This is a genomic window from Elusimicrobiota bacterium (assembly GCA_016706425.1).
GTDB lineage: Bacteria > Elusimicrobiota > Elusimicrobia > FEN-1173 > FEN-1173 > JADJJR01.
Genome location: JADJJR010000001.1, coordinates 1,655,170 through 1,679,724, shown reverse-complemented (window position 1 = coordinate 1,679,724; position 24,555 = coordinate 1,655,170). Strand labels below are relative to the sequence as shown.

14 protein-coding genes are annotated in these 24,555 nt (G+C 58.9%); all 14 read left to right on the top strand.

Translation table 11 applies throughout. The features are described 5' to 3' along the window. Positions 1-207: 207 nt before the first annotated feature. The 14 genes from IPI56_06970 (at position 208) to IPI56_06905 (ending at position 24,550) form a co-directional block, all read left to right on the top strand. Complete coding sequence (locus tag IPI56_06970; GenBank protein MBK7545467.1) at positions 208-711, top strand: hypothetical protein; 504 nt, start codon at positions 208-210, stop codon at positions 709-711. Positions 712-881: 170 nt separating this feature from the next. Then, entirely contained in the window at positions 882-2,969 is a 2,088-nt protein-coding gene (locus IPI56_06965) for an RHS repeat protein (protein ID MBK7545466.1), read from the top strand. An 8-nt stretch (positions 2,970-2,977) separates the two neighbouring features. Further along, entirely contained in the window at positions 2,978-3,226 is a 249-nt protein-coding gene (locus tag IPI56_06960; protein MBK7545465.1) for a hypothetical protein, read from the top strand. Between the two features lie 231 nt (positions 3,227-3,457). Continuing rightward, positions 3,458-3,649 carry a hypothetical protein gene (locus IPI56_06955; GenBank protein MBK7545464.1) on the top strand — a complete coding sequence of 64 codons (192 nt, stop codon included), beginning with the start codon at positions 3,458-3,460 and terminating at the stop codon, positions 3,647-3,649. 37 nt (positions 3,650-3,686) lie between these two features. Beyond that, a complete protein-coding gene (locus IPI56_06950; GenBank protein MBK7545463.1) occupies positions 3,687-3,860 on the top strand; it encodes a hypothetical protein in 174 nt (57 codons plus the stop codon). Between the two features lie 149 nt (positions 3,861-4,009). Beyond that, entirely contained in the window at positions 4,010-5,152 is a 1,143-nt protein-coding gene (locus IPI56_06945; protein MBK7545462.1) for an RHS repeat protein, read from the top strand. Beyond that, positions 5,125-6,090, top strand: a complete 966-nt coding sequence (locus IPI56_06940; GenBank protein ID MBK7545461.1) for a hypothetical protein — start codon at positions 5,125-5,127, stop codon at positions 6,088-6,090. Before IPI56_06945 ends, IPI56_06940 begins: the two co-directional genes overlap by 28 nt. A 15-nt stretch (positions 6,091-6,105) precedes the next feature. Beyond that, positions 6,106-6,423, top strand: a complete 318-nt coding sequence (locus IPI56_06935; protein MBK7545460.1) for a hypothetical protein — start codon at positions 6,106-6,108, stop codon at positions 6,421-6,423. Between the two features lie 181 nt (positions 6,424-6,604). Next, the gene (locus IPI56_06930) at positions 6,605-8,083 is read left to right on the top strand and encodes a tetratricopeptide repeat protein (GenBank protein MBK7545459.1); all 1,479 of its coding nucleotides are present in this window, start codon (positions 6,605-6,607) and stop codon (positions 8,081-8,083) included. 73 nt (positions 8,084-8,156) lie between these two features. Further along, positions 8,157-13,454: a carbohydrate-binding protein gene (locus IPI56_06925; protein MBK7545458.1), complete on the top strand. Its 5,298-nt coding sequence runs from the start codon at positions 8,157-8,159 to the stop codon at positions 13,452-13,454. Positions 13,455-13,631: 177 nt separating this feature from the next. Continuing rightward, on the top strand, positions 13,632-19,034 hold the full coding sequence (locus IPI56_06920) for a discoidin domain-containing protein (protein MBK7545457.1): 5,403 nt from the start codon (positions 13,632-13,634) through the stop codon (positions 19,032-19,034). Next, positions 19,031-21,001, top strand: a complete 1,971-nt coding sequence (locus tag IPI56_06915; GenBank protein ID MBK7545456.1) for a discoidin domain-containing protein — start codon at positions 19,031-19,033, stop codon at positions 20,999-21,001. Before IPI56_06920 ends, IPI56_06915 begins: the two co-directional genes overlap by 4 nt. A gap of 8 nt (positions 21,002-21,009) precedes the next feature. Beyond that, positions 21,010-21,681 (top strand): hypothetical protein, encoded by a 672-nt coding sequence (locus IPI56_06910; GenBank protein ID MBK7545455.1) that lies wholly within the window; start codon positions 21,010-21,012, stop codon positions 21,679-21,681. Positions 21,682-22,261: 580 nt separating this feature from the next. Further along, on the top strand, positions 22,262-24,550 hold the full coding sequence (locus IPI56_06905; protein MBK7545454.1) for a discoidin domain-containing protein: 2,289 nt from the start codon (positions 22,262-22,264) through the stop codon (positions 24,548-24,550). Positions 24,551-24,555 lie beyond the last annotated feature (5 nt).

The window sequence follows — 24,555 nt, the reverse complement described above, 5'->3', positions numbered from 1 at the left end:
ATTGCGTTTGGCCTGGTTTACCGGGGGAACGTCGAGGGGATGGAAAAGGGCAAATAAGAGATTACGATAATCTTGGAAATGCCAGAAAAGACATAGACTTTGGCCACGACCATGGGGCCGGAGACCCTCACGCACATGACTGGGATTGGAATGATTTAGAGAATCCTATGCGAGGTCCCGGAAGACCTATAGGCCCAGGAGATTAAAATGAGAAATTGTATATATGGGTACAAAGAACTTCTCGAAATTAAAGATTTGATTGATGGTCTAAAAGAAAAGCTGATCCTCACGAATTGGCTATTTGTTTGTATTGATTCCAATCGAGATGAAAAACTCTTTAGGGCGGTAGAAAGCTGTGGGATTCTGAAGAATGCTCGTTATGGATGTAAAATTGGTAACGGAGGCCTGTGGATTCCAGGCGAGAATCTCATGGCCATGAACAAAGAAACAAATACTATTGTGCCTTTCAGCGCAGCGTACCTATTCTCAACACCTATAAAAAAAGATGCAAATCCGAGTTACAATTTGACAAGCGAGAGTAAATTATTTTCAGAAAATGTTCCTGAAAAACTTACGGAGATTTATAACAACGGAGCATTAGGCTATGTTTCAGATGGATGCGGCTTGAATTATTATTTTAAAGAAAACCGCCTTTTTTCATTTTCCATGTTGAATGCGATTTTGGATGCTGGCGGGGATGTCGATAGGTAAAAAATAACAAGGGTGAACGGAAACGGGACGGTCTTACCTAATTACCTATTTGGGTGTGGTGGTCATCTGAAGATTTGGAGTCCGCCCTCACTGCGATTTCCTCTGCAGTTCTTTGACGAATCCCAGATCCAATACCAACCATAAAGACGCTGGACGGCCGGGGGCGGGTGGTGGAAGAGCGATACCGGTCGTTGGCGGCATTGAAATACACCTACGATGTGCGCGGACGGATGTCTGTGGTGCGGCGTGGGACGCGGGAGACGCTCCTGGCCTACAACGCGGGGGGCTATTTGTCGAGGGTGACGGACGCGGTGGGTCGGCAGGTGACGTTCGCGACGGACGCGCTGGGGCGTGTGACGCGGCAGACAATGGCGGACGGGCGCGTGGTGGACTATGGGTACGACGCGAAGGGGAACGTGACGGGGTTGACGCCGCCGGGGGGTGGGGAACACCGGTTTACCTATGGGGCGGGGGACCTGCCGGGGACGTACGTGACGCCGCTGGGAGCGACGACGCGGTACGACTATGACGAAGACGCGCAACTGAAGACGTTGACGCGGCCTGGCGGTGACACGGTGACGGTGACGCGGGACGCGGCGGGGCGAATGGGGAGCATGACGACGGGGGCGGGGGCGACGACTTACGCCTACGACGCGGCGGGGCGGTTGGGGAGCGTGACGGCGCCGGGGGGCGTGGGGCTGGCGTACGCCTATGACGGGGACCTGGTGACGGGGGCGGAACTGACGGGCCCCGTGGCGGGGCGCGTGGATCGGACGTACGACGCGGACTTCCGGACGGCGGGGGTGTCTGTGAACGGGGGGGGAACCACCGTGTACGCCTACGACGTGGACGGGCTGTTGACTGCGGTGGGGGCGATGGCGCTGGCGCGTGACGCGGCGAACGGGCAAGTGACGGGGACGACGCTGGGGGTGGTGGCGGACGAGCGGACGTACAACGAACACGGGGAGCCGACGGGCTACCTGGCGCGGGCGGGGGGGACGGCGGTGTTGGAAGCGGCGTACACGCGGGACGGTGTGGGTCGGATCACGGCCAAGACAGAGACGATCCAAGGGACGACGGCCAATTACGCCTATTTCTATGACGTGGCGGGGCGGCTGGTGCGTGTGGAGAAGAACGGTGTGGGGGTGGAGCAATACGCCTACGACGCGAACGGGAACCGGACGAGCGGGACGGTGGGGGGGACGACCCTGAACGGGACCTACGACGGGGACGACAAGGTGGCCCTGTACGGGGGAGCGGTGTACACCCACGCGGCGGGGGGCGAATGGCGGACGGTGACGGAAGGCGGGGAAACGACGACGTACGACTATGACGCGGTGGGGAACCTGCGTGGGGTGACGCTGCCCAGCGGGACGACCCTGGAGTACGTGATCGACGGTCGCAACCGGCGTGTGGGGCGGAAGGTGAACGGCACGCTGACGCAAGGGTATCTGTACGACGGGCAACTAAGGATCGTGGCGGAGCTGGACGGGGCGAACAACGTCACGGCGCGGTACGTGTACGGGACGCGGCCCAACGTGCCGGAGTGGCTGGAGAAGGGCGGGGAGACGTACCGGATCATCACGGACCATCTGGGGAGCCCCCGGCTGGTGGTGAACGCGGCGAGCGGAGCCATCGTGCAGCGGATGGACTACGACAGTTGGGGGAACATCACCAACGACACGAACCCCGGGTTCCAGATATTCGGCTACGCGGGGGGGCTGTACGACCAAGACACGAAACTAACCCGGTTTGGAGCGCGGGACTACGACGCGCGGACGGGGCGCTGGACGGCGAAGGACCCGATTGGGTTTAATGGGGGGGACGAGAATCTGTACGCGTATGTGAAGAACGACCCCATCAATAGAATCGACCCGCTAGGGTTGTATGATTTGCTCGAGTTATTAAACGACGCCTCTAACGTCAGCGCGGGTTTTGGAGACACGATTACATCCGGTTTCGGGCTATTTGATAAAAGCTTAACCGAGTGGGTTCGGGAGAAGTGGGGCGCAGATGGAACTGTGGATCCTTGTGCGGGTTGGTATAAAGCGGGAGAGATTGGGGCTTATGCTTGGGCCGCTGTTATGTTACGCCAGGGTGTTCAGCCTGGCGGATGGCTCAATAGCAATAGGTTTTTGCGCATTAGGTTCGGAAGGCGTAGGGGCAATAGAGTGTTTAGAATTGCAGGAAAAATTATAGAGCAAATAGTTGAAAAGGGCACTTGGATATTTGGACAGGAGGAGCACTATAATTTATGAGTTTAACAATGAACGATTTTCAAACCAAATGCATTAATCAATGCAAAGTTTTATTCGCGCAGTATCCTTTTTTAGGCGAAAGTAACTTTGAGCCCATTCAAGGTAGTAAAGAGAGCTATTTTAAGGCTGAATTTTCGATACAAGATCGTCGATTGCTTGAAGTTTTATCTATGAAGATGAAGCTGGTTTTATGGTCGGTGGCAAAGAATGGACAATTTGCGAAACCCGACTACTCCTCCCCGGGATCATCTCATTAGTGGGTTTATTGAAAAAATCAATAAAAAGTTATCTGAGCATAACCCGAGATCATTGGACACCCAGTAAGCGATAATGGCGGCTGACGGAAGACCAGTCCGCCTCGCTGTAAAAAAGGACGGTCTTACCTAATTACCTGTAATGTGCTCCCCACGTGTTAACCTAGTCAGACAAAGGGTGATATGAAATGAAAGATTATGGGAGGATTATTCTTGATCGGGTTTGTTTTCGCCGTGGGCGTTCTGGGCTTGAGCGCGGCGGCCGCTAAAGCCGAAAATCAATCCGCGGGGGGTTTTGTCCTTCCGGAGGGCTGGCAGCCCCGGATGAAAATAAACGAAGCGGCGCCGGATAAAGAGTTGGGGTTAGCAAAAAGAGGCGCTGATCCGCCGAAAAGTTTTCAACCTCTTAAGAAAAAAGAAGTTTGATGAGCTGCAATCTCTTTTATTGGGACTTCAAGCGGAGATGGAGAAGGATATCTCCAGGGAAACCCCGCTGGTTGACGCTTTTGAAGGGTTTGAAATACCAGATCCTGCCGCCTATTCATTATTCTCTGATTGGTTAAAAGAATACCCCGACCAATGGCCGGCGCTTGCGGGGCGGGGCGCCTTCTACGCAAATTTGGGGTTTGAGGCCTGAAACGGGACGGTCTTACCTAATTACCTATTTGGGTGTGGTGGTCATCTGAAGATTTGGAGTCCGCCCTCACTGCGATTTCCTCTGCAGTTCTTTGACGAATCCCAGATCCAATACCAACCATAAAGACGCTGGACGGCCGGGGGCGGGTGGTGGAAGAGCGATACCGGTCGTTGGCGGCATTGAAATACACCTACGATGTGCGCGGGCGGATGTCTGTGGTGCGGCGTGGCCCGCGGGAGACGCTCTTGGATTATAACGCGGGGGGGCATCTGTCGAGGGTGACGGACGCGGTGGGTCGGCAGGTGACGTTCGCGACGGACGCGCTGGGGCGTGTGACGCGGCAGACGATGCCGGACGGGCGCGTGGTGGACTATGGGTACGACGCGAAGGGGAACGTGACGGGGTTGACGCCGCCGGGGGGTGGGGAACACCGGTTTACCTATGGGGCGGGAGACCTGCCGGGGACGTACGTGACGCCGCTGGGAGCGACGACGCGGTACGACTATGACGAAGACGCGCAACTGAAGACCTTGACGCGGCCTGGCGGTGACACGGTGACGGTGACGCGGGACGCGGCGGGGCGAATGGGGAGCATGACGACGGGGGCGGGGGCGACGACTTACGCCTATGACGCGGCGGGGCGGTTGGGGAGCGTGACGGCGCCGGGGGGCGTGGGGTTGGCGCACGCCCATGACGGGGACCTGGTGACGGGGGCGGAACTGACGGGCCCGGTGGCGGGGCGCGTGGATCGGACGTACGACGCGGACTTCCGGACGGCGGGGGTGTCTGTGAACGGGGGGGGAACCACCGTGTACGCCTACGACGTGGACGGGCTGTTGACTGCGGCGGGGGCGATGGCGCTGGCGCGTGACGCGGCGAACGGGCAAGTGACGGGGACGACGCTGGGGGTGGTGACGGACGAGCGGACGTACAACGAACACGGGGAGCCGACGGGCTACCTGGCGCGGTCGGGGGGGACGGCGGTGTTGGAAGCGGCGTACACGCGGGACGGTGTGGGTCGGATCACGGCGAAGACAGAGACGATCCAAGGGACGACGGCCAATTACGCCTATTTCTATGACGTGGCGGGGCGGCTGGTGCGTGTGGAGAAGAACGGTGTGGGGGTGGAGCAATACACGTACGACGCGAACGGGAACCGGACGAGCGGGACGGTGGGGGGGACGACCCTGAACGGGACCTACGACGGGGACGACAAGGTGGCAACCTACGGGGGAGCGGTGTACACCCACGCGGCGGGGGGCGAATGGCGGACGGTGACGGAAGGCGGGTGACCACGACGTACGATTATGACGCGGTGGGGAACCTGCGGACGGTGACGCTGCCCAGCGGAACGACCCTGGAGTACGTGATCGACGGTCGGAACCGGCGTGTGGGGCGGAAGGTGAACGGCACGCTGACGCAAGGGTATCTGTACGACGGGCAACTAAGGATCGTGGCGGAGCTGGACGGGGCGAACAACGTCACGGCGCGGTACGTGTACGGAACGCGCGTCAACGTGCCGGAGTGGCTGGAGAAGGGCGGGGCAATGTACCGGATCATCACGGACCATCTGGGGAGCCCCCGGCTGGTGGTGAACGCGGCCAACGGAGCCATTGTCCAGCGGATGGACTACGACAGTTGGGGGAACATCACCAACGACACGAACCCCGGGTTCCAACCGTTTGGGTATGCGGGAGGGCTGTACGACCAAGACACCAAGCTGACGCGGTTTGGAGCGCGGGACTACGACGCGCGGACGGGGCGCTGGACGGCGAAGGACCCGATTGGGTTTGAGGGTGGGGACGAGAATCTGTACGCGTATGTGAAGAACGACCCCATCAATAGAATCGACCCGCTAGGGTTGTATGATTTGCTCGAGTTATTAAACGACGCCTCTAACGTCAGCGCGGGTTTTGGAGACACGATTACATCCGGTTTCGGGCTATTTGATAAAAGCTTAACCGAGTGGGTTCGGGAGAAGTGGGGCGCAGATGGAACTGTGGATCCTTGTGCGGGTTGGTATAAAGCGGGAGAGATTGGGGCTTATGCTTGGGCCGCTGTTATGTTACGCCAGGGTGTTCAGCCTGGCGGATGGCTCAATAGCAATAGGTTTTTGCGCATTGGGTTCGGAAGGCATGGGGGCAATAGAGTGTTTAGAATTGCAGGAAAAATTATAGAGCAAATAGTTGAAAAGGGGCACTTGGATATTTGGACAGGAGGAGCACTATAATTTATGAGTTTAACAATGAACGATTTTCAAACCAAATGCATTAATCAATGCAAAGTTTTATTCGCGCAGTATCCTTTTTTAGGCGAAAGTAACTTTGAGCCCATTCAAGGTAGTAAAGAGAGCTATTTTAAGGCTGAATTTTCGATACAAGATCGTCGATTGCTTGAAGTTTTTATCTATGAAGATGAAGCTGGTTTTATGGTCGGTGGCAAAGAATGGACAATTTGCGAAAAACCTGACTACTCCTCCCCGGATCATCTCATTAGTGGGTTTATTGAAAAAATCAATAAAAAGTTATCTGAGCATAACCCGAGATCATTGGACACCCAGTAAGCGATAATGGCGGCTGACGGAAGACCAGTCCGCCTCGCTGTAAAAAAGGACGGTCTTACCTAATTACCTGTAATGTGCTCCCCACGTGTTAACCTAGTCAGACAAAGGGTGATATGAAATGAAAAAGATTATGGGAGGATTATTCTTGATCGGGTTTGTTTTCGCCGTGGGCGTTCTGGGCTTGAGCGCGGCGGCCGCTAAAGCCGAAAATCAATCCGCGGGGGGTTTTGTCCTTCCGGAGGGCTGGCAGCCCCGGATGAAAATAAACGAAGCGGCGCCGGATAAAGAGTTGGGGTTAGCAAAAGAGGCGCTGATCCGCCGAAAAGTTTTCAACCTCTTAAGAAAAAAGAAGTTTGATGAACTGCAATCTCTTTTATTGGGACTTCAAGCGGAGATGGAGAAGGATATCTCCAGGGAAACCCCGCTGGTTGACGCTTTTGAAGGGTTTGAAATACCAGATTCTGCCGCCTATTCATTATTCACTGATTGGTTAAAAGAATACCCCGACCAATGGCCAGCGCTTGCGGCCCGGGGTGTATTTTTTACTCATTTGGGTTTTGAAGCGCGCGGGAAAAATTGGGGGATAATTACACCGCGGGAAAAAATCGATGGAATGAAATGGTTTTTTGAATTGGCAAAACCCGATTTGGAAAAAGCAATCGAGTTGAAACCATCTTGTGTCCCGGCTTTACGGAGTTTGATCGCCGTAGAATCTGCCCTCGGTGACGCTCTGGGCGCAATCGCGCAATACGGTGACAAAAATCCCGAGTCCTACCGATTGAGAGCTCAAGCGATTCATTTCCTTTGTCCGCGCTGGGGAGGAAGCTATGAGGCGATGGCGGCGTATATTGGGGAAAGCCAACGATTCACGAACGCTAATCCTCGATTGCTGAATCTGGATGGCTATGGTCTGTTTGATAAAGCCGACACGCTTTTAAGAATCAAGAAATATGAAGAGGCATTGGGATTAATCCGAGAAGCAATTTCCATGTCGGGCAACTGGCTGTACCCCGTTTTGGAGGGGCGGATATTATTGGCGATGAAAAACCCCGGGCAGGCCCTGGCTTCTTTTGACGAAGCCGTGAAGGGGCGGCTGAACGGGGAGACGATTTCATGGCGGGCCACTGCGTTGATGGAGTTGGAGCGTTATGAAGAGGCTTTGGCGGATTTGGACCGGGCGAGGCAGATTGACCCTTTCAACGAACGGGCGTTGTCCGGCGTGGCCAGGGGAGCTCAGGAACTGATTCAAAAAGGCCGGGCGGCCATGGAGTCGGGAGATTTTAAACGGGCGGAGAATTATTTGAAAATTGCGCCGAAATTCAGCCCGGGTTCCGCCCAGGTGCATTTTTTAATGGCCCACACGCTGATCAAACAAAACCGTCTTGCCGACGCGGAGCGGGCGGCCCGACGGGCTGTGGGCCTGGATCCCCGGAAATTTGACTACACGTTGTTGTTGGATTGGCTGTTGGCCCAGCGGAAAGACTGGGAAGGGATAGTGGGGGCGTGGAACGAATTTTTGCGTTTGGAACCCCGGAACGGCAAAGCCTACATGGAGCGGGCGGGCGCTCGCCGCCGCAACCGGCAACCGGCCGAAGTGATCGCGGATTTGAAAAAGGCCTGCGAGTTGGGCGTCGCGGAGGCGTGCGCGTTGGTGCGATGACGGATTGACAACGAAAGGGGGAAATTGTCCACTTTACCTGCCCGCGTGGGCAAAGCACGCGCTGGAGGCCCCGATGAAAACCCTTCGTTTTTCCCTGTTCTTCTTCCCACTGCTGTTTGCGTTCGCTTCGTCTTCGTGGAGCGACGACTATTCCATCAACGTCGACGCGTCCAGCGACAGCGGCTCACTAAACCGTTTTTGGCAGCGGAGCGTGGGATCCTGCCGCATTGGGATGGTGAACGGGTCCCACTACCGGGACCCGGACACGGGCATCGCGCTCAACCACCGAAAGGCGTACCTGTTGGCGGCGAAAGAGCTGGGGTTCAAAGGCGTGCGGGCGCACGGCATCCTGATGGACGACGTGGGCATTTATCATGAGGACAGCCAGGGCCAACCCGTCTATTCCTGGGAGAAGTACGACGAACTGATGGACTTCATCGTTCAAGAGTGCGGCATGAGGCCCATCGTGGAATTGAGCTACATGCCGGTGGACTTGGCCAGCGACCCCGGGGCCAATTACGCCTTTTGGTACGGCGGTAACACGTCGATTCCCAAGGATTACGGCAAGTGGCGGGAATTGATCGGGCAAATCGTCAGCCACAGCGTGGCGCGCTACGGGAAGGCCGTGGTGGACCAGTGGCATTGGGAAGTGTACAACGAACCCAACTTGTCCTTTCCCGGCGGTTGGTCGGAATACGCGAAGCTCTACGACTACGCCGTGGAAGGCGCGGTGGCGGCGGACCCGGACATCAAGATCGGCGGGTCGGCCATGGACGCGTCGGGCACGGACGGCTACTTCTATAGCTTCCTGGATCATTGTCGTGGCGGGACCAATTTCGCCAACCAGCGGACGGGAACGCGGATCAACTTCTTTTCACATCACGTATATCCGGACAATTACGGCTCGGTCGGCGACGCGCGCTTTTATCGCGCGCGGCACAATTTTTTCTCCGATGAGATCGGGCGGTATTACTCCACCCTGGGCTTGGAGCAGATGATCACGGAGACGGGGACCAGCTTTTACGTTTTCGGCCACAACGACGGTTTTTGGGAATCCCACGATTCGGGGCAGTCGGCGTCGTTCGTGGCGCAGGCGGTGCAAACGCTGCTCTACAACAGCGTGCCGCCGCCGTCGGCGTGGTCCTATTGGGTGATCTCGGACCTGTGGGAGGAGGGGTTTCAGCGACCGGGGGACAAGCTCTCGTATTACGGCATCATGGGAGCGACGCTGCGCAAAGACAACATCTTTAAGCCCGTTTACCACGCGCTGAAGATGCTCTCCCTGTTGGGGGACCGCCTGTTGCCCGTGACCGGCGGCAGCGCCCGCGACGACTACAAAGGCGCCAACGCCATCGCCACCAAAAGCGCGGACGGCAATCAGGTTCAGGTGTTGGTGTACAACCAGGACTACTACACGGGGGTTTCCCACCCGGACGACACGCAGTCGGACGGGGTGTCGGTGACGGTGAACAACCTGCCGGCGGGCTGGACGCGGGCGCACGTGCAACTTTTCGGCGTGGACAAGACGCGGAGCAACTCCTACAGCGCGTGGGTGAAGGCCGGGTCGCCGGAATACCCCACGGACAAAACCTGGGCGGACATGAAGCGGGACCAAAACATGGTCTCCGTTAAAGAGCCGTTTACGGCGTCGCTCAATAACGGGGCGTTCAGCGATTCTTTCACCGCCCTGCGGACGGGTGTTTATATGTACGTCTTGACCAACCCGGACGCCGGGCCCGCTAAAAAGTGCGATTTGGCCGTGACCGACATCACCTGGACGCCCCGATTTCCCGCGCCGGGAACGCCGGTGGTGTTCAGCGCGGTGGTGAAAAACCAGGGGGCGTTGGGTAGCCCCACCGGGATGCATCACGGTGTCGCCTTTTACGTCAACGGCGTGAAAAAAACATGGTCGGCGGTGCGGAACACCTCGATCCCGCCGGGGGCGGCGGCGGTGTTGACGGCCTCGGACGGGGTGGACGGCGCTGCCTGGACAGCGACGGAGGGGACCTACCGCGTGAAGGCCGAGGTCGATGACGTGGGGGGCATCCCCGAGGAACGAGAGGACAACAACTCTCTGACGCGAGCGCTGGAGGCCGGCGCCGCGGTCGATTTGCCGGACGGATGGCACAACACCGACGTGGGGAGCCCCGCCGCGCGCGGCGCCGCGGGATTGCACGCGGGCACCTTTTACGTGACCGGGTCCGGCACGGACATCGGCGACGCGTTCCACTTCGCTTTCAAGCGGGGGGCGGGCAACGCGACCGTCTCCGCGCGGGTGGAATCCCTGGAGAACACCAGCGTCACCGGGTGGGAAAAGGCGGGCGTGATGATCCGGGAGTCGGAGAAGAGCAACAGCAAGTTCGCCGCCGTTGTCGTGACTCGGACGCACGGGGTGGTTTTCCTCTGGCGGTCCGTGAATGGCGGCAACGTCTCCTATCGATTGTCGAGCCCCCCGGGCTACGGTTCCGCGCCGATTTACGTCAAATTGACCCGCCGGGGGAAGTCCCTCGACCCCTTCTATTCCAGTGATGGGACCACCTGGTTTTCAATGACCGGTGCCATTATCCCCATGACCACGGACATCGTGTCCGGGTTGTGTGTGACCTCGGTGACCGACGGGACGTTGAACACCGCCAAGTTCACGAACGTGGCCAACACCTTCGACCGGACGGAGGGTGGGCCGAACGGGTTGCTGGCGTATTACTACAAAGGCATCGACGCGGATTTTTCCCGGAACTATTTCCGGACGGAGCGGTTGGTGCCCAACGTCGATTTCGACTGGGGCACGGGACAGCCGGACCCCCTGTTGGGGCCGGATTCTTTTTCGGTGATTTGGAAAGGGTATGTGACCCCGGCGATCACGCGGCGCTACACGTTTCACACGTTGACCGACGACGGCGTGCGCCTGTGGGTGAACGGGCAGTTGTTGGTGGACAAATGGATCGACCAGGGGGCGACGGAACACAGCGGGGCGATCGACTTGACGGGCGGGGTCCCCGTGCCGATTGAAATGCGCATGTACGACCGCGGGTTGGGCGCCGTGGCCAAGCTGATGTGGAGCGCGCCGGGGTTGGGGAAGGAAGTGATCCCGCCCTCGGCCGTATCGCCGGGGCGGCCGGATCTGGTGGTGACGAACGTGTCCGTCACGCCGTCCAACCCCGTGGCGGGGGAGGAAGTGTCGTTCTCCGCCGTGATCAGGAACGTCGGTATGACGGCGTCGCCGTCGGGACAGTTGCACGCGGTCGCCTTTTACGTGGACGGGCGGAAATTCGCCTGGTCCACGGCGCGCTGGACGGGCTTGGAGCCGGGCGCCTCGGCGAACGTGGAGGCCGACGGCGGAGTGAACGGGACCCGCTGGACGGCGGAACCGGGACCCCACACGGTGATGGCGGTGGTGGACGACAACGACACCCTTCCGGAAACGGACGAGTTCAACAACAAAAGCGAGATCCCGCTCGCGTGCGCGACGGCCCCGGCCGGGCGCGGGCTTTTCGGCGCGTACTACAACAACCCGGATTTCACGGACTTGCGCATGACGCGGGTGGACCCGAAAATCAAATTCAATTGGATCCACCTCTCGCCGGACCTTTCGCTGGGGTCGGACACCTTTTCGGTGCGATGGACGGGATCCATCACGCCGCGATACAGCGAGGCGTACACGTTTCACGCCGAGGCCGACGACGGGGTGCGGTTGTGGGTCGATGGGCAATTGATCATTGACCAATGGGCCTCCCAAGGGGCGACGGAACACACGGGCACCATCGCCCTGACGGCCGGGCGGCCGGTGTCGATTCGGATGGATTATTACGACGACAGGGTGGCGGCGCTGGCGAACTTGTCGTGGAGTTCGCCGTCCCAGGCCAAGGAGCTGGTGCCGCCGGAGGTCCTGCGCCCCAACGGGCACGAGGCGGAGCGGGGCACCGTGGGAGGCGGCGCGGCGGCCACCGGCTATTACGTGGGTCAAATGCATAACGCCGGGGCCTGGAACCAGGTGGACGGCGTGGACGGGTTGGCCGGGGGTTACAAGAGCCTCACCATCCGTTACGCCACCAACGAGACGAACTGCGTGAAGAGCCTTTTCGTTAACGGCGTGTTTGTGCGGCGCGTGTCTTTCCCGGCCACCGGCGGATGGGAAACCTTCGCCGTGAGAATGGAACCCATTGGGTTGTCGTCGGGGGCGGTCAACACGGTCCGCCTGCAAAACGCGGCGGGGGACGCGGGCGGGTTGAACATCGACCGGTATGAGACGTCGGACTATTCGCCGACCGGCGTTTACTCGGCCGAAGACGGGACCGTGGGCAACGGCGCGGTGATCGCGGGGTCTTACGTTGCCCAGATGCACCACCCCGGCGCCTGGAACCAAATCGGCGCCGTCTTTGGGGCGGGCGGGGGGGTGAAAATCCTCAAAATTCGCTACGCCTGCAACGAGGCCGGCGTCATCAAAAGCCTCTACGCCAACGGCGTGTTTGTACGGCATGTGACGTTCCCGCCGACCGGGTCTTGGAGCGCTTATGGCGAGACGCAGACGACCGTCACGCTGGAGGCCGGCTTCAACAACACCCTCAAGCTGGAGAACGGCGCGGGCGACGCGGGCGGGGTGAACATCGACTCTTACGCGATATCGGATTATACGCCCGGGGACTACGAAGCCGAGCAGGGGGCGGTGGGCGGGGGCGCTGCGATCCAGGGGGCGCACGTGGGGCAGATGCATCAATCGGGGGCCTGGAACCAGATTGGCATCGTCGACGGCTTGGGTGGCGGAACGAAGACCCTGGTGGTTCGCTACGCGACCAACGAAGCCGGCGTCGTCAAAAGCCTCTATGTGAACGGCGTGTTTGTGCGTCGCGTGAACTTCCCCGTGACGGGGGCGTGGGACGCTTTCGGCGCCACGCAGGTGGCGATCCCGCTGAACGCCGGGCCGGCCAACGTTATCAAGCTTTTGAACGCCCCGGGCGACGCCGGGGGGGTGAACATCGACCGCTACGCGGTTTCGGATTATGTCCCCGGCGTTTACGAGGCCGAATGGGGCACCGTGGGCGGGGGCGCAGCGGTCGTCGGCTATTTTGTGGGGGGGATGCACGCCGTGGGGGCTTGGAGCCAAGTCGATGGCGTGGACGGCGGGAGCGGCGGAACGAAAACCCTACGGATCCGCTGCGCGGCCAGCCTGACGGATGGGGAAAAGGGCCTTTACGTCAACGGCCAATATCGGCAGACGTTGTACTTCCCCTCGTGGTGGTACGGGTGGGAGAGCTTTCACGACGTGGACGTGCCCGTTGATCTAAACCCGGGCCCGGTGAACACGATTCGGTTGCTCAATTCAAAGGTGCAAAGCGGATTGAACATCGACCGCTACGGGATTGTCGAGCCATAGAAAATCGACCGCCGAATGGGCGGTGGGGGGTGTAAAACCGGAGGCCAGGCTTTTTGCAAATTATACTGCTGTCGGTGGTTTATATTATAAGTAGTATAATTTATTTTAAAACACTTGACATAAATAGAGTGTTTGTGTAAATTGTCCCGGCGATGACTTTCTTTCGCGGGGGCGGCCATGATCAACAAATCTTTCTCATTCGTCAAATCGATTGTCCGGTCGACGGCAATGGTTTTAATGTCGGCCGTTTTTGTCGTCGGCGTATCGGCCGGAGAGAAAGCGGGGCCTAACCCCGGCAACCTCGCCCCCACGGGCTCCCACGACACGTCCCTCTTCACGGGGGCTTTTACCTACAGCTACCCCATCGAAGTTCCTCCAGGCCGAAACGGCCTACAGCCCGACATTAAATTGATTTACAACTCCCAGGCTGGAAACGGCTGGCTGGGATTGGGTTGGGATTTGAGCGTCGGCGCTATATTCCGAAGCACCAAAAAAGGCGTCCCCACCTACACGGATTCCGACACCTTCATGTTTTCGCAGGGAGGCCAAACCCAGGAACTGGTGCCCATCGGAGGCGGTGAGTATCGCGTTCAAATTGAAGGGGCGTTCTTTCGATTCAAAAAAATTAACGCTCAAGAATGGCGTGCGTGGGACAAGGGGGGAAGGGAATTCCTTTTCCTTGGGCTCGTGCCCAAAGGCACGGAATTTTACTATTGGGACCTTCGCAAGGTGACGGATCTTAATGGCGGCACAATTGAGCTAACGTCTTTTTATGAAGGGGCGCTGAATCCAAATCCCTCCGGCGGTGCCGGTTCTCAGGGGCTGCCGGGATATATCCCGGCAGAAATCCGATATAACCGAAAAACGGACGGCACCTACAAGAACCGCGTTGTATTGGAATTGGAAGCGCGTTCCGACACCCTAACCGACTATCGTGCTGGGACTGAAAATGAAGTGAATAAGCGGCTCAAGACGATAAAAGTCTATTCCGAGACTCAACTTATTCGTCGAAACGAATTAACTTATAGCCAAAATACCGCGGGCAAATCTTTCCTGTCCGCTATTCAAGAATACGGTTTGTCCGGAACAACACTGCCCCCGGTGCGCTTCACATATCAGGAAGGCGACCCAACTTGGGATGCGGCAATTTCCGAACTTCCAACGCAATCGCCGAGCGGCATCGTTGTCGCTGATATCAACGGAGACGGCTTGGTGGATGTCCTTCGGAGGTCTCCGACAGAGACCCCGGCCGCTTGGCTCAACACGGGCAATGGTTGGTTGAGAAATGATGCTTTTGCACCTCCCGTTGATCTTTCCGCCGAAGTTCAACTCGTGGATGTGAACGGGGACGGGTTGATGGATATCCTCCATAGTGCGTTTAATCTCTATGATCCTCCCACGCAGAATGCGTGGTTGAACAGCGGCAATGGTTGGGCCGTCGCGCCGGAATGGATTCTTCCGGCGGCCGCCGTTTTCAGCAGGGGTGTCGAAGACATGGGAACCAGAGTTGTTGACATAAGTGGAGATGGTTTGGTTGACATTGTCATGTCGCGGAATGCCAAACCCCATAATGACAATGATGATCCGGTTTATTCTTTCGGAGTTTGGATAAACAATGGGAATGGCTGGGTGGAAAGCCAATCGTGGGGATCACCGCCCGCCATCTGCGATGTTGTAATTCAATTGGGAAACGGGAATCAAACTCAATCAAAGGATCTCGGTGTTCGTTTTCTTGATGTGAACAACGACGGACTGGTGGACATCTTGAAGGCCGCCGGGGGAGTCCGTAAAGCTTGGATTAACAACGGGATCAATTGGGTTGAGCAGCCCGGATCGCCATTGGTTCCTCCCCTGGATTTCGTCACTGCAGAGGGCAAGGACGAAGGTGTGCGGCCAGCGGACATCAACGGCGACGGAATCGTGGACTGTGTCCAATATCTGGATGGTGAGGCTGGAACAAAAAAAGCTGTCTGGCTGGGGACAGGCAACGGCTGGGTTAGGGACGACCGATGGCTCCCACCCTTTCGGCTCGTTAACTGGGTTCTTTCTGACTATCGGGTGGACGAGGGGGCCCAATTAGCTGATTTCAACGGAGACGGTTTAATTGATGTCGCACACTACATGACCAACCCAGTAGGCATAAAAATTCGCCGGAGTATTGTTCCCGACAAGCTCATCCAAATTCAAAATCTATTGGGCGGGCTGGTTTCTGCCCAATACGAATTTGTCGTTCAAAAGAGTACGGGACTTCCCTTCCCGGTCGCCGTTGTGAAATCCGTCTCCATGTCGGATGGTTTGGGATCGACAACAACGATAAACTATTCTTTTTACGAAGGCCTTTTCGATCACATCCCATCGACAGAAAAAGAGTTTCTCGGTTTTGGAAAAGCTCGGACGACGGATTCCCAAGGCAACCATGGGATAAACACATTTTTTCAATCGGAGAGCGCGGTCAATGACGTCAACATGCTCAAAGGTCTTGTGGCGGAACAAGCGGCCTACGATGCCGTCGGAAACCTGTTGACGAAAACCACGAACATTTACGGCGTGGCCCAGCCCTACCCCGGGGTGTATTTCCCCCATCTTTCGCAAACAAACAGCGTCTTGGGATCGAAAATCACCTCCGCCCAATTTGAATATGACGCCTATGGAAACGTCACCAAACAAACCGCCCTGGGAGATGTGTCCGTGAGCGGCGACGAAACGGAGACAACCATCGAGTATGTGCACAACACGCCGCTGAACATTCTGGGCTTGCCCGCCCACACGAAGGTGTTGGACAGCCTGGGAAACACTGTGTCGGAGAGCTGGACGAACTACGACGGCAACGCGCTGTGGACCCAGAGCCCCACGAAAGGCCGCCCCACGCGCGCCGAGGCGTGGCTGTCCGGCGGGGCGAACGTCGCGCTGACAAAAGCCTATGACGCCCATGGGAACTTGACGGACGAATACGACGCGAAGTGGAACGCCACCAACGGCACCGAGGGGAACCACGCTCGCTACGAGTACGACCCCGTTTACAATCTTTTCCCGGTGAAGGTCACGCAGGGGGCGGGTTCCTTTAACTTTATTGAGACGATGGCGTACAACACGGACACCGGCCAGGTGCTAAGCAAGACCGACGCCAACGGCCAGACCACGCAATTCGTCTACGACACCTTCGGCCGAACCACGAAGGTGGTGGGCCCGGGGGACACGGCGGCCCATCCGACGGTGGCGTACGAATATCAAGTCCAACCGACGCCGCCGCATCTGGTTTTGGAGAAACGGCGGATTAATCATCACCAAGAGGGCGTTCCGGAATCGGATCAGACGCTGGACAGTTACACCTTTTTGGACGGGCTGGGGCGCGTGCGCCAAACCAAAACCCCGGGGGCGGCGGGGCGGCAGATTGTTTCCGGCGTACACACCTACGACGCGCGGGGGCTTGTGGGGGAGAGTTTCGCTTCGGCCACGGTGTTGTTTTCGACGTCCATGGCGGTTTTGCCCGCCAACACCCCCAAGACATCGGCGGAGCACGACGCGCTGGGGCGCGTGGTGCGCACAGTGTTCCCGGACGGCGGGGCGGCGGCGACGACCTACGTTGAACGCGTGACCACGGGGATCGACCCCAATGGGAACAAAAAAGAAACAGTGGCGGACGCCTATGGACGCACGGTGGAAGTGGGCGAATTCGACGGCCCGACGAAACACACCACCGTTTACAACTATGACGCTTTGGGGAATCTGAAGGGGATAGTGAAGTCGAACGGGGAGACGGTTTCCATCCTCTATGACAGCCTGGGGCGGAAAACCTGGATGCGGGACCCGCAAATGGGGGAATGGCGTTACGAATACGATGCCAACGGCAACTTAACCAAACAAATCGACGGCAAAAACCAGACGATCATCATGGCGTACGACCGGTTGAACCGGCCGACCTCCAAGACCTATCCCGACGGGAGATCCGTCGTCAACCAATACGACCAAGGGCTTAACGCGGTGGGGCGGCTGTCGAAGGTGACCGATTTGTCGGGGACGCTGGAACTGTTCTACGACGACTTGGGCCGAGCGACCCAAAAGAAGCGCGTCATTGACGGCAGGACTTATATCACCCAAAGCCGCTACGACCTTTTGGGCCGGGACACCGCGTTGGTGTACCCGGATGGGAGCGAAGCCCGCAACGTTTACGAAGGAAGCTTTTTGAAATCCGTCACCGACGCGGGGGGCGCGCCTTACGCGGCGTTGACCTACGACTTGGCCGCCGCCGGGCAGCCGGCCACGTTGACCTACGGGAATGGAACCGTCACCACCTACGCCTATCGGGCGGACAACCGAATGATGCAAAACATCACCGCCCAAAAAGGGTCCCAAACCTTGTTGAATTTGAGCTACACCTACGATAAATCCGCCAACGTGAAGTCCACGGTGGACGGCGTGCGGGGGTGGACGTACAACTACGACTACGACGGTTTCAATCGTTTGTCCGACGCGCAGGGGCCCTATGGACGGCAGATGTATCAATATGATTCCGTTGGAACCCTGTTGGGGTACATCGAAAACCCGGCCTGGGACGGTTCTTTGGACCATCCGGCGGCCACGGCGTCCTCGGTGTGGGGCGCGGGGGCGGAGGCGACGTTGGCCATGGACAACAATACCTACACCCGCTGGACCTCGGCGGCGGGGGATCCGGCGCCCTGGCTGCTGATCGATTTGGGATCGCCCCGCGACTTCAACACGGTGGTGCTGAACTGGGAAACGGCCTACGCGACGCGCTACCGGCTGTTGTGTTCCTTGGACGGGAAAAACTGGACGGCGATGGGGAACCCTTACGATTCGGACGGGGGCATCGACCGTGTGGGCGTGGGGGCGCGGACGGCGCGCTATGTCCGGCTGGAGACCATCGCGCTGAATCCGGCGCACGGATTAGTTTCCCTTTGGGAGATCTCCGTGACGGATGGACGGGTCGCCACGGCGTCGAGCAACGCGGCCATCGCCGGCGCGGCGATTGACGGCAACCCCTACACCCGCTGGACGTCGGATGCGATAGATCCTCAGTGGATCAGCGTTGATTTCGGCCAGGAAAAAGCCTTTGACACGGTGCGGATCATGTGGGAGGCGGCCTATGGGAAGAGCTACGAAATCCGCATCTCCACGGACAACGCCAATTGGACGGTTGTGTACGCGACGGCGAACGGGGACGGGAACGTGGATGAGTGCCCGGTGGGGGACCGGCGGGCGCGGTATCTGCGCTTGTACGCAACCCAACGCGGGACGCAATGGGGGTATTCTCTTTGGGAGATCGAAGCGTTCCGGTCCAACATTCGAAACGCGGCGCTGCGGGCGGGGGCGACGGCGCTGACGTCGGGCGCGGCGGCGGGGGCGGCGGTGGACGGGTCGGCGACGACGGGGTGGGTGTCGGCGGCGGCGGACAGCCAGTGGTGGCAGGCGGATCTGGGGGAAGCGCGGTGGATGAACCGGATGGCGCTCAAGTGGGGAGCGAGCCACGGGGTGGAGTACAAATTGAAGGCCTCGATGGACGGACGCCGCTGGAAAACCCTTTATCAAACGACGGCGGGGACGGTGGGACGGACGAAGTGACGTTCGGGTCTGTTCGAGCGCGGTACGTGCGGTGGGAGGGAACGCGGCGGAGCGGGAGCGGGGGCTACGAGCTGAAGGAGCTGGAGGTGTACGGGCCGGACATCCGGGCGTGGGCGTCAACGGAGGGAGCGAGCCTGCCGGCGGCGCACGCGGTGGACGGGGACGAGCGGACGCGGTGGGCGGGGCAGGCGATCGACCCGCAGTGGCTGGCGGTGGATTTCGGGGAGACGCGAGCGTTCGACACGGTGCGGCTGGTGTGGGAGGTGGCGTACGGGAAGGATTACCTGGTGCAGGTGTCGACGGACAAGGCGAACTGGGTGATTGTTGGGGCGGTGACGGGCGGGGACGGTGGCGTGGACGAGGTGGCGGTGGGCGCGCAACAGGCGCGGTATCTTCGGATCTACGGGCTGGTGCGCGGGACGGCGTGGGGGTATTCGCTCTATGAGCTCGACGCGTACGGCCCCGCGGACCCTGTCGAAGAGACCCTGGTGGGGAGCTACGGGGAGGGAACGGCGAGCGGGGAAATCATCGGGCTGACGAACGTGGGGGCGATCGTGGCGGCGATCCAAAGCCATCGGAACCAGATATTGAAGGATGGGAACGGGAACATGGTGATCGCGCGGGACAAGTGGATCGCGTACGATTACGAGAATCGGCCTGTGAAGGTGGTGACGGCGGAGGGGAGCGTCACGGAATACGCCTACGACGCGGAGGGGCAGCGTGTGAAGGCGACGGGGGCGGGGGGAACGACGTATTTTGCGGGGACGGTGTACGAGGACCGCGGGACGGAGCGGATCCGATACGTTCACGCGGGGGGACAGCGTGTGGCGCAGGTGAGCAGCGCGGCGGGGACGAGCTACTTCCACGTGGACCAGCTGGGGAGCGTGAGCGCGCTGACGAACGGGGCGGGGGCTGTGACGCGGACGCTTGCGTACACGCCGTTTGGCGGGAGTTTCGAGGTGGGGGGGAGCGGGGAGACGGCGTGGCGGTTCACGGGGCAGCGGCAGGACGACGGGACGGGGCTGTATTATTACAACGCGCGGTACTACGACCCGGCACTGGGGCGGTTCATCACGCCGGACACGATCGTGCAGAGCCCCTACGACCCGCAAAATCTGAATCGGTATGCCTATTGTTTCAATAACCCAATCAACTATACTGATCCTAGTGGTCATTTTTCTTGGAACATCAAACATACATGGCGCGGAATTGAAAAAAGCATTAGCCATACCTGGCACCAAAGCGGAGCGGCGAGTTGGTGGAACAAGAACCGCGATTATGTATGGGCAAGCGCGGCAATTATTGCAACAGCAGGAGGTGCCCTCGCCTATGGCGGACCAGTTTGGACGGGAGCTCTAATGGGTGAGGTTGTGGGCGGCTACAGTGCTTATAGGGCTGGTGGGGACATCTTGAGTGGTGTCGCAATCGGCGGAGTGATCGGCGCGGTTACGGGCTACGCGGGTGGGCAAGCAGGAGGTTTTTTGCGTGATGCCATGGGTGGCAGTCGGTTGGGGTATGTCTTTGGCGGGGCCACACGCGGAGCAATCATGGGGATGGGGGGCGGCAGTGCCGCCAGCTATGCCGGCGGTATAGGGGACTGGGGGTCCGTCGTCCGAGGAGCGTATCGAGGAGCAGCCATCGGAGGTATAGCAGGAGGTGTTTTGGGTTACCTCGAATATGCGCCGAAGGTGCCTAGCAGAGAGGGTCTTTTGAACGCCATCAAGACTGCGGCGAGAGACGGCGCCAAGAATGCGGCGCAAAAGGGAGACATCGGTGCTCTTTTTTCAGATGTGGTCAAAGAAGTGACAAAGGCCATGGCGAAGCCGGCGCTAAACTTCTTGGCGGATAACCCGGAGCTTGGGTATGACATGATCGCCGGAGGCGTGGGCGTTGAAGAAACGGACCACTTCGGCGGGGAGTATTTTGACGAGAATGGCGTCAAAGGAAGAATCAAAATTAAGTTCTGAGAGGAAATATGACCTACTTCTCGAGGATAGATAAGGGAGCTCTTCTGTGGTGCGCTGTCTTCCTTTCAGGCTGCGGCACCCATAGGATGGTGCTTGTGAGAGAGCGCCAGGTAGAAAACGAGGGTTTGTATAGGGTCAACAAGCCTGTTGGGGAATGGAAGTGGAACGACAGCAGTGTCATCCGTTATGGGACGGTCGGGACTGCGGCGGACGATATAATTTTCTGGAAATGCCCCGGTCCGCAGCAGATCACCATCATGAGGGCTGATTACCGTCGAAATGAACGGAAGAAAGCTCTGCCCGTCCAGGTGGAGAAGAATTCATTTGAAGAAGTTGCCGTGCGGTTCCTTCAAAGCTTTAACGAGAAGATGGGTGTCAAGGATATCCGGTTCCTGGAGCACCGGAAGGCTTCCTTGTCTGGCTACGAGGCGGTCGAGGTCTCGGTTGTAACGAGAGATGAATATCTCGTCGCGTGTGATTCCACCCAATTGGCCGAGAGGGCTTTGAAGAGCAAGTTTGTTTTGATTAAACGAGGGGATTGGGGATACACGCAGTTTTCGAAGAAAGGCCGATTTCCAAGGATGATCGTCTTGTGGTACAGCAGCCCGGTTGAGAACTTCGACGGAGGCGTGGGCGAGTTCGACCAAATGGTCCAGGAGTTCCGCTTCATGGAAAACTGACATGATGTCGACGATCCGAATAAGCTGGGGTGGCACAATGCTGGCCTTGTGTTCGTTTCTTCTGGCGGGGTGCGCGCCGTTTCGGGCTTACACGGGACCGAAAGCCCCAAGGTCCGACGTCGCGATTATTGAGGTTAATCATCCTGTCGACCAAGTGATGAGTGGCAGCGAGGAGACGGTTTATCTTCGGAAAGTGAATGGATTTATCACTGCTAAGGACAGGGTGGCTGTCTTGCCCGGCCCCTGTGAGATAGAGGTCGGTTATCGATCCGGTGACGACGATGAGAGAAGGGCCATTTCCCAACGGAACGTTAGGATTGAGTTTAAGGCGGAAGCAGGAGTGGCATATGCTGTTTATGCCAGACGGCTTTGGAGCAAAGGCCATTGGTACGCGGTCGTTTGGGGATCTGGACGGGAAATTGCGAGGAGCGAGAATGGGGTTATTGTAATTAAGGGTCCTCCACAGAAGGCTCCTTCGCATCCGTGAGGGCGGCTTCTCATTGGATACCAAGCACAGCTTATAAGATGGTCAGCACACATTTTCTATTTGTGGACGTGTTTAACAAATTGACGGCATAGTTTGTCCCTGCGGGCGGGGGCGACGGCGTTGACGTCGGGAGCGGCGGCGGGGGCGGCGGTGGACGGGTCGGCGACGACGGGGTGGGTGTCGGCGGCGGCGGACAGCCAGTGGTGGCAGGCGGATCTGGGGGAAGCGCGGTGGATGAACCGGATGGCGCTCAAGTGGGGAGCGAGCCACGGGGTGGAGTACAAATTGAAGGCCTCGATGGACGGACGCCGCTGGAAAACCCTTTATCAAACGACGGCGGGGGACGGTGGGACGGACGAAGTGACGTTCGGGTCTGTTCGAGCGCGGTACGTGCGGTGGGAGGGAACGCGGCGGAGCGGGAGCGGGGGCTACGAGCTGAAGGAGCTGGAGGTGTACGGGCCGGACATCCGTGCGTGGGGGTCGACGGAGGGGGCGAGCCTGCCGGCGGCGCACGCTGTGGACGGGGACGAGCGGACGCGGTGGGCGGGGCAGGCGATCGACCCGCAGTGGCTGGCGGTGGATTTCGGGGAGACGCGAGCGTTCGACACGGTGCGGCTGGTGTGGGAGGTGGCGTACGGGAAGGATTACCTGGTGCAGGTGTCGACGGACAAGGCGAACTGGGTGATTGTTGGGGCGGTGACGGGCGGGGACGGGGGCGTGGACGAGGTGTTGGTGGGCGCGCAGGCGGCGCGGTATTTGCGGGTGTACGGGCTGGCGCGTGGGACGGCGTGGGGGTATTCGCTCTATGAGCTCGACGCGTACGGCCCCGCGGACCCTGTCCAAGAGACCTTGGTGGGGAGCTACGGGGAGGGAACGGCGAGCGGGGAAATCATGGGGCTGACGAACGTGGGGGCGATCGTGGCGGCGATTCAAAGCCATCGGAACCAGATATTGAAGGATGGGAACGGGAACATGGTGATCGCGCGGGACAAGTGGATCGCGTACGATTACGAGAATCGGCCTGTGAAGGTGGTGACGGCGGAGGGGAGCGTCACGGAATACGCCTACGACGCGGAGGGGCAGCGGGTGAAGGTGACGGGGGCGGGGGGAACGACGTACTTTGTGGGGACGGTGTACGAGGATCGTGGGACGGAGCGGATCCGATACGTCCACGCGGGGGGACAGCGTGTGGCGCAGGTGAGCAGCGCGGCGGGGACGAGCTACTTCCACGTGGACCAGCTGGGGAGCGTGAGCGCGCTGACGAACGGGGCGGGGGCGGTGACGCGGACGATGGCGTACACGCCGTTCGGGGGGAGTTTCGAGGCGGGGGGGAGCGGGGAGACGGCGTGGCGGTTCACGGGGCAGCGGCAGGATGACGGGACGGGGCTGTATTATTTCAACGCGCGGTACTACGACCCGGCACTGGGGCGGTTCATCACGCCGGACGTATACATCCAAAGCCCCTACGACCCGCAGACGCATAACCGCTACACCTACTGCCGGAACAACCCGGTCAATCTGGTGGACCCGGATGGGCATTTCTTTTGGATCCCGGTTCTGGTGGGCGCGGCAATGGCGGGAACGCACGGGCGTATTTTCAGCGGGAACGCTTGGCAACACTTCGACTTCAAAGCGGCGGTCATCGGCGCGGCGGCGGGAGCCGCTGGACAGTGGGGGTATACCTTGGGTGGTGGTGGAGCGGGAGGAGCCTTCCTGGGGGGTATGATGGGTGGAGCAACCCAGGGGGCGCTAGGGACAAACGGGAATGTTTTTCAAGGAGCTGTTTTGGGTTCAGTCTCGGGTGGAATGAGTGGTTTGGTGTCTTATGGTGTTGGACAGCTGCCAATTTTTGACATATCAGGTTCGCCTTACATTTCTGGTGTTCACAACCCGATTGCCAATGGTGTGGGCGCATTTCTGTCCGCCTACCTCCTGGGTGGAAAAAAATCGGAAGCAATGGGGGCTTGGCGTTCCGGGTACTGGTCGGGGATCCTGAACAACCTTGGACAATACACATATAGCGCTATCAAAGAACCACCTACGAGCGGGGAATATTTAATGTCCCGTCGATTGGGCGGGACAGATAGTCGGTTGAAGGGAACTGTAGGAATCGGTTTGCAGCTGATGGGGATTGGACACTATGCAGCTGTCGATTTCGGTACGGGGCGTACGAAAGAACTTTTCCCAGAAAACGGAGAAGGAATCGCTAGGGAATACAATCGAACCGAAAGGCTAAATTCACTCAGGAATTACGGTGGCCGGTTTGGCACCTCTTACCGCCCTTTGACTGTTTCTTTTGATCAAATCCCGACGGGCAGCGCGGGGAGATACTTATTCATTGGGAATAATTCGAACCATTGGGCCAACAGTGTCATTAAATGAGAGGT